This window comes from Synechococcus sp. CB0205 (assembly GCF_000179255.1).
In the GTDB taxonomy this organism is placed as follows: Bacteria; Cyanobacteriota; Cyanobacteriia; order PCC-6307; family Cyanobiaceae; genus Vulcanococcus.
The window spans coordinates 41,406-48,786 of record NZ_ADXM01000067.1; the positions used below are offsets into that span (position 1 = coordinate 41,406).

Genomic DNA, 7,381 nt, shown 5'->3' on the forward strand with positions numbered 1-7,381 from the left:
ATCAGACATCCGCGCTGACGGCCTCGCTGCTGGCATCCTCGCCCGACTCCTCGTCCTCCTCCAGGGCTGGCGGAACCAGCACCACTTCGGAGAGGCGATCCCCACTATCGAGGCGTTGGAGCTTCACGCCCGTGGCGGCACGGGACTGCTGGGGCACCGCGTCGGCTTGCATGCGCACGATCACACCGCGCTCGCTGACCAGCAGCAACTCCTCACCAGCACCAAGCACCCGCAGGCCAACGAGCACATCGCCGTCCCGGCGGAACTTCATCGCCCGCAGGCCCATGCCGGCGCGCTTCTGGATGCGGAACTGATCCACAGGGACCCGCTTACCCAGGCCGCTGGCTGAGGCCACCAAAACCCAAGGCCCCTCGCTGGGCGCCACCTCCTCCGTGTCGTCCTCGTCGCTCGCAGCACTACTTCCCTCGACCCGGTCGGCGAGTTCCACCGGGAGCACGTCCATGCTCACCAGCTGGTCCCCCGGCCGCAGGTTCATCGCCCGCACACCCCGGGCGGTACGGCCCAAAGGCCTCAGCTCCTCATCGCTGAGGCGGAAGTGGATGGTCATGCCATTGCGCGAGCCGATCAGGACGCTGTCGCCCGGCTGGGCAAGACGGACCCAGGTCAGGGCATCGCCCTCCTCCAAGGAGATGGCAATCAAGCCATTGGAGCGGATGTTGGCGAAGGCCGAGAGACGGGTGCGCTTGACGTAGCCACCGCTGGTGAGCATCACCAGAACGGCGTCCTCAGTGAACTCACTCACCGCCAGCAGTGAGGTGATCTGCTCCTCCCGCGGGATCGGCAACAGCTGGACGATGGGCGTGCCCTTGGCCGCACGACTACACATCGGCACCCGGTAGGCGGGCACGGTGTAGACGACGCCACGGTCGGAGAACAGCAGCAGCGAGTCGTGGTCGTTGCAGCTGATGAACAGACGGACCGCCTCTTCCCCTTGAGTTTTGGTGCCGGCCTTACCGCGGGTGCCGCGGCTGGTGGCCTCGAACTCACTGACCGGCATCCGCTTGAGGTAGCCGTTCTCGGTCAGCAGCACGACAGAGCGCTCGTTGGCGATCAAATCGATGTCTTCGAGACCGCCTTCGACATCGAGAATCTCGGTGCGGCGCGGAGAGTCGTAGCGGGAGCGGATGACGCCCAGCTCGTCGGTGATCAGGCCATAGACCCGCTCCTTGCGGGCCAGGATGTCCTTGTAGTCCGTGATCTTGGCGAGCAGATCTTCGTGCTCGAGGCGAATCTTGTCGGCCTCAAGGGCGGTGAGGCGGCGAAGCTGCATCTGCAGGATCGCGTCCGCCTGAACTTCACTCAGTCCAAATTGCTCAACCAGCTCCAATCGGGCGCTGGCGGTATCTGCAGCACCGCGAATCAGGGCGATGATGGCGTCGAGATTGTCGAGCGCAATCAGCAGGCCCAGCAGAATGTGATCGCGCTCTTCGGCCTTGCGCAGCAGGTATCGCGTCCGGCGCTCAATCGTCTCGACCCGAAAGTCGAGGAAGACCTGCAGCATCTTGCGCAGGGTGAGCAGCACGGGCTCGCCATTGACCAGCGCCAACATGTAGGCACTGAAGTTGCTCTGCAGCGGCGTGAGCTTGAACAGGTTGTTCAGCACCACCTGGGGGTAGGCATCCCGACGCAGCTCAATGACGATCCGCATCCCGTCGCGGTCGGATTCATCGCGGATATCCGCGATGCCTTCGAGCTTTTTGTCATTGACCAACTCAGCAATGCGCTCAATCAGCGCCGCTTTGTTGGTTTGGTAAGGCAGCTCGGTGATGATCACCGCATCGCGATCGGGGCGCCCCTTGGCCTCAACCGTCTCAATCGCAGCGACGCCGCGCATCGTGACGGAGCCGCGGCCCGTTTCGTACATCTCACGGATGCCGCGGCGGCCAAGAATTTGGCCACCGGTGGGGAAGTCGGGTCCCGAGACGTAACCCGTTAACTCGCGATCGGTGAGTTCAGGGTTGGCGATGAGGGCCAGCAGGCCATCGATCAGCTCGGTGAGGTTGTGGGGAGGAATGTTGGTGGCCATGCCCACCGCAATTCCTGTCGATCCGTTCAGCAAGAGCTGGGGGATGCGCGCAGGCATCACCGTTGGCTCTTGCTGCGAACCGTCAAAGTTGTCGATGAAATCGACGGTTTCGCTCTCGATGTCCTCGAGAAGGCTGTCGGTGGTGAGAGCCCGGAGCCGCGATTCGGTGTATCGCATGGCGGCCGGCGGATCGTTATCCACCGAACCGAAGTTGCCGTGACCGTCGATCAGCGGCATGCGCATGGAAAAGTCCTGCGCCATGCGCACCAGCGCGTCATAGACAGCCGTATCGCCGTGGGGGTGGTACTTACCCAGCACCTCACCCACAACACGGGCGCACTTTCTGTAGGGCCGATCGCTCGTCAGGCCCAGCTCGTACATCGCATACAGGATGCGGCGATGCACAGGTTTGAGACCGTCGCGGGCATCGGGCAGGGCCCGTCCCACGATGACGCTCATCGCGTACTCCAAATAGGAGCGCGACATCTCGTTGCGAAGGTCAGCCTGAATAATTCGGCCGTCGGATCCGCCTGGTCCTTCTCCGTCCCCCGCGGGCATCTCACGGGGTTCGGTTGGATCCGCCATTCGTGACAGCTTTGATTAGAACGCATTTTATCGGTACTTGCGCCTGTGTCTGCCTCCCCTGGGTCAACCCCCACTCGGAGCGAGACAGAACTGCTGCAACTGCAACGGGACGGGGAACTCCAGGTCCGCAGCGCTACGCAATTTCGTGAGCTGGCCCAGGCGCGAGGACTGGAGCAGGCCTACCTGGAGACCCACGTCGTCGTTGCCAGCGACGCCGAGCTGATGCAGCAGGCCACGCTGGTCCTGCACCTTGGGCCAAGCGATCCACCGATCCGGATTCGTCAGTTCCGTTTTGGCCCTGCTGAAGGCCACGGCGGTCACGGCAATACCGATCTCGTGATCCCGATGGGAAACGGGGGCGCGGCCCTGCTCAGCGCACTGCTTGCGGGGCAACGTCTGCCCCTCTCCATTGGCGGGACGCCCAGTCAGCAGCAGCCCAAGGTTGAGCTGGAGACCGAACTCGGCCTGGAGGACATCCCCTGTGGCCGCCTGCTGCTGCACCGCGGCATCAGCGAGAACGGTGTGGTGGCGGTCAGCAGTCGAGAAGGCCTCACCCCAACCCCCTGGGGGCCCGTGCTCGGCCCATGGACCAGCGCGCTCTACAGCTGCCGCGGCCCCGGAAGTATCGGCCTGAGCATGCCTGGCTTGACGGGCCTTGGAGCGGGATCCCCCGTCCTCGTGGGGGGCGCCATCGGCTGGGTCAGCGGGCCTGGAAGCGGCCACAACCCCAAGACGAAACGAAGCAGCGACGGGTTTGCGCTCGGGCCAGGGGCCTGTTGTGCCCTGGAGGTGGACCTGCATGGACTCAGACCATCGGCCATCAGGGCCACCCGACTTGCCGACGGCAGCAGCGGCCTGCTCGTGGCCATCGCCGCCCCCATCCCGCTCTTAAGCCTCAGCACTGCGCAACAACTGACGGCAACAGCTGAAGAGCTGTCAGCGCCGGTCTTGGACTACGGCATCCCCAGGCGGGTGCGTCCATCCCCCGCAAGCGCCCGCTACAGCGAGCTCTTCAGCGGATCCATTCGGCTCGGTGATCGGCAACTCACGGCCGCACCAGCCCACAGCCCCCGGCTCGCCGCGGAAGCCGAAGCGCAACTGGCGGAGATGCTGCAAAGCGGTGCCTTCCCCCTGCGCCTGCCCCTCGCACCACTGCCCAGCGACCGGACTGTGCGGGCGCTGAACTAACACCAAGCGGACCGACAACGATCAAGAACGGCCGTAAGCTCCCGGACCATTGATCTCAAACCCCAAGCCATGGCTGATGCTCCTGCCCCCCAGCCGGACGCCGAGCAGCAGCCCGAAGGCGAGGCTCTCGAGGTCCAGGCCACTGAAACCGTCGCAACGACTGAAACCGTCGAAAGCGAGCTAATCGAGACGGCAGCAGAGACCGCCGCGGAACCCACAGTCGAGGTCGCACCGGAGCCCGAACCGACTCCAGCGCCGGAGCCGGAGCCCGTTCCAGCTGCTGAACCGGTGAATGCCTGGACCCCCCAGGTCGCCAGTACCACCGATGTGCCGGCCAGCCCAACGGCGGTGGCCTCCGCGAACGAAGGCGAGGGCGGCGAATGGGAGTTGCTGGTTGAGAAGGTCAAGCAGTGGATTGCCAGCGGCCAACTGCAGCAGCAGTGGCAAACCGCTCGCACCCCCATCACTCTGGTTGCCAGCCTGATCGGCCTTCTGCTCGTTTTGCGGATCTATGGCGCCCTGCTGGGCGTGGTGGAAAGCGTGCCCCTACTGCCTGGATTGCTGGAGCTGGTGGGTGTGATCAGCGTCGTGAGATTCAGCCTGACGCGCCTGGTCAAGAGCGACGATCGCCATCAGGTGATCGACGGCCTGAAGCAGCGCTGGAGCAGCTTCCGGGGTCAGCGATAGCAGACGGTTGAGGGCCAGAAGCATTCAGGCCGGTTGATAGCTTGGCTTGATTGCTTCAAAAGGTCTCAGGTGGACATTCAGCTCGGCCGTTCCCGTACTGTGCGCCGCGCCTACGGCATCGATGAAATCGCCTTGGTGCCAGGCGGTCGCACGGTCGATCCGGCCGTCACCGACAGCAGCTGGACCCTGGGGGGCATCACCCGTGAGATTCCGATCATCGCCAGCGCCATGGACGGCGTGGTTGATGTCGGGATGTGCGTCGAGCTGGCCAAGCAGGGCGCCCTGGGCGTTCTGAACCTTGAAGGGGTTCAGTGCCGCTACGACGATCCCAACCCTGCGCTCGATCGGATCGCCTCGGTGGGCAAGGAAGAGTTCGTGCCCCTGATGCAGGAGCTCTACAGCCAGCCCGTGCGGGAAGACCTGATCCGCAAGCGGATCGCTGAAATCAAGGAGCGCGGCGGGATCGCCGCCGTCAGCGGCACGCCCGTGGCCGCCCTGAAATTCGGCAAGGCCATCGCCGAGGCCGGTGCTGATCTGTTCTTTGTGCAGGCCACGGTGGTCAGCACGGAACACATCGGACCGGAGGGCCAAGAGAGCCTGGACCTCGAGGCCCTCTGCCGCGATTTCGGTGTTCCCGTGATCATCGGCAACTGCGTCACCTATGACGTGGCCCTCAAACTGATGCGCGCCGGCGCCGCTGGCGTGATGGTCGGCATCGGCCCTGGAGCCGCTTGCACCTCCCGCGGCGTCCTCGGCATCGGCATTCCCCAAGCTACCTCGGTCGCCGACTGCGCTGCAGCCCGCGACGACTACATGAAGGAGAGCGGCCGTTACGTGCCGATCGTTGCCGACGGCGGCATCGTCACCGGCGGTGACATTTGCAAGTGCATCGCCTGCGGGGCCGATGCCGTGATGATCGGTTCACCGATCGCCCGCTCCGCCGAAGCCCCCGGTCGTGGCTTCCACTGGGGGATGGCCACACCCAGTCCCGTTCTTCCCCGCGGCACCCGCATCAAGGTGGGCACCACCGGCAGCCTCGAGAAAATCCTGCGCGGCCCGGCCTCCCTCGACGACGGCACCCAAAACCTGCTGGGCTGCATCAAGACCTCGATGGGCACCCTGGGGGCACGCACCCTCAAGGAGATGCAGCAGGTGGAGGTGGTTGTCGCCCCCTCCCTGCTGACCGAAGGCAAGGTTTATCAGAAGGCCCAGCAATTGGGCATGGGTAAGTAAGCGACCGCGTTAGCCTCCGGAGTGTGTGGGGCCAAAAGCCCTCACACTCCTCACACCCCCCGGCTCGGCGCGTCCGAGCTTTCATTCTTTGGCCGGAACTGGCGGCATCGCCGCCGGCTCCACTCCACCCAGTTACGAGTTCCTCCAGGCCTCAGCCGAAGCCGAAAACTCGTTGCTACATTCCGAAAACACTGATCCTGACCGGATGTCCAGCGCCGCAGCCGTCACCGACGCTTCCTTCGAGCAAGACGTGCTCAAGAGCGATGTACCCGTTCTTGTGGATTTCTGGGCGCCCTGGTGCGGCCCCTGCCGCATGGTCGCTCCGATCGTCGACGAAATCTCGAAGGAGTTCGAAGGCAAGATCAAGGTCTTCAAACTCAACACCGACGAGAACCCCAACGTCGCCAGCCAGTACGGGATCCGCAGCATCCCCACCTTGATGATCTTCAAGGACGGCCAAAAGGTCGACACCGTTGTCGGTGCTGTGCCCAAGACCACCCTCTCCGGCACCATCTCCAAGTACCTCTGAGCGTCAGCGGCACCGCCCAAGACCTCCCCTCAAGCCCGGCCTTTGGCCGGGCTTTTCTGTCCTGATCCCAAACGATGGCGATCGAGCGAAGCCCCCTGGACGCGTTGGCCGATGCCCTTGAGGGCCATCCCCAACGCCGCTCCATCGAGCGCAGTGTGGTTCAGCTGCTGGAGATCGCACGCAATAGCCGTGATGCCGATGAGTGGCGACTGATCACCGGTGCCCTGGCGGACATCCGCGATGGCTTCAACGTCTTTGCCCCCCATCGCCAGACCCGCAAGGTGACCGTGTTTGGGTCCGCCCGAACCCAGCCGGAAGAGCCGGCCTATGCGCTGGCCGAGGAGCTCGCCCGCGAAGCAGCCCGGCGCGGCTTTGAAGTGATGACGGGAGCCGGCGGCGGCGTCATGGAGGCGGCGAACCGCGGCGCGGGCTGCGAGAGCAGCATTGGCCTGAATGTGGACCTGCCGTTTGAGCAGCACGCCAATCGCTACGTCAATGCTTGCGACGGGCGCCTGCTCCACTTCCGCTACTTCTTCACCCGCAAGCTCTTCTTCCTGCGCGAAAGCGACGCCCTGGTGGTCATGCCCGGCGGGTTCGGGACCTTCGATGAGCTGTTCGAATCGCTGACCCTGATTCAGACCGGACGGACCCCGCCGATCCCCCTGGTCCTCCTGGCTCCAGAGAACGACAGCTTCTGGAGCGATTGGCTCAAGACCATTGACGGCACCCTGCAGGACAGGGCGTTGATCTCTAGCGAGGACACCTCCCTGTTCAAACAGGCCCGCAGTGCCGCCGAGGCCCTGGAGCAGATCAGCCGCTTCTACCGGGTGTTCCACGGGGCTCAACTCGCGGGGGAGCAGACGGAGCTGCTGCTGCACTGCCCTCTGCCTGCCGCCACGGTGGCCGAGCTCAACCAACGCTTTGATCTCCTGGTGGATGAGGGGAACATCAGCCAAGGGGAGAGCTGCGACCCCAACGGCATCCTTCGGCCCTGCCTGCGTTTCCAGCTCGATCGCCGCAAGGTCGGGCTGCTCTACCAACTGATCGATGTGCTCAATGGCCTGCCGCTCGAGCTCCCCCCCTCGATCGAGCAACCTGGACAACGTCTCTGC

6 protein-coding genes are annotated in these 7,381 nt (G+C 64.5%); 5 read left to right on the plus strand and 1 reads right to left on the minus strand.

Annotated features, from left to right (window positions below; genetic code table 11):
* Position 1: 1 nt before the first annotated feature.
* Positions 2-2,632, minus strand: a complete 2,631-nt coding sequence (gene gyrA, locus CB0205_RS0113085; RefSeq protein WP_029626401.1) for a DNA gyrase subunit A — start codon at positions 2,630-2,632, stop codon at positions 2-4.
* A gap of 45 nt (positions 2,633-2,677) precedes the next feature.
* On the opposite strand from gyrA, the gene CB0205_RS0113090 reads away from it, so the two are divergent.
* From CB0205_RS0113090 to CB0205_RS0113110, 5 genes are all read left to right on the plus strand, one after another.
* Positions 2,678-3,820: a homocysteine biosynthesis protein gene (locus CB0205_RS0113090; RefSeq protein WP_010317918.1), complete on the plus strand. Its 1,143-nt coding sequence runs from the start codon at positions 2,678-2,680 to the stop codon at positions 3,818-3,820.
* Positions 3,821-3,889: 69 nt separating this feature from the next.
* Positions 3,890-4,507, plus strand: a complete 618-nt coding sequence (locus tag CB0205_RS0113095; RefSeq protein WP_010317919.1) for a CAAD domain-containing protein — start codon at positions 3,890-3,892, stop codon at positions 4,505-4,507.
* A 69-nt stretch (positions 4,508-4,576) separates the two neighbouring features.
* Positions 4,577-5,740, plus strand: a complete 1,164-nt coding sequence (locus CB0205_RS0113100) for a GuaB3 family IMP dehydrogenase-related protein (protein WP_010317920.1) — start codon at positions 4,577-4,579, stop codon at positions 5,738-5,740.
* Between the two features lie 205 nt (positions 5,741-5,945).
* Complete coding sequence (gene trxA, locus CB0205_RS0113105) at positions 5,946-6,269, plus strand: thioredoxin (RefSeq protein WP_010317921.1); 324 nt, start codon at positions 5,946-5,948, stop codon at positions 6,267-6,269.
* 74 nt (positions 6,270-6,343) lie between these two features.
* Positions 6,344-7,381 (plus strand): TIGR00730 family Rossman fold protein (locus CB0205_RS0113110; protein WP_010317922.1); only part of this gene is annotated, 1,038 nt, incomplete at its 3' end.

Coding starts and splice junctions, on each gene's coding strand:
- trxA (WP_010317921.1), top strand. CDS start 5,946: ATGTCCAGCGCCGCAGCCGTCACCGACGCTTCCTTCGAGCAAGACGTG.
- gyrA (WP_029626401.1), bottom strand. CDS start 2,632: ATGGCGGATCCAACCGAACCCCGTGAGATGCCCGCGGGGGACGGAGAA.
- CB0205_RS0113095 (WP_010317919.1), top strand. CDS start 3,890: ATGGCTGATGCTCCTGCCCCCCAGCCGGACGCCGAGCAGCAGCCCGAA.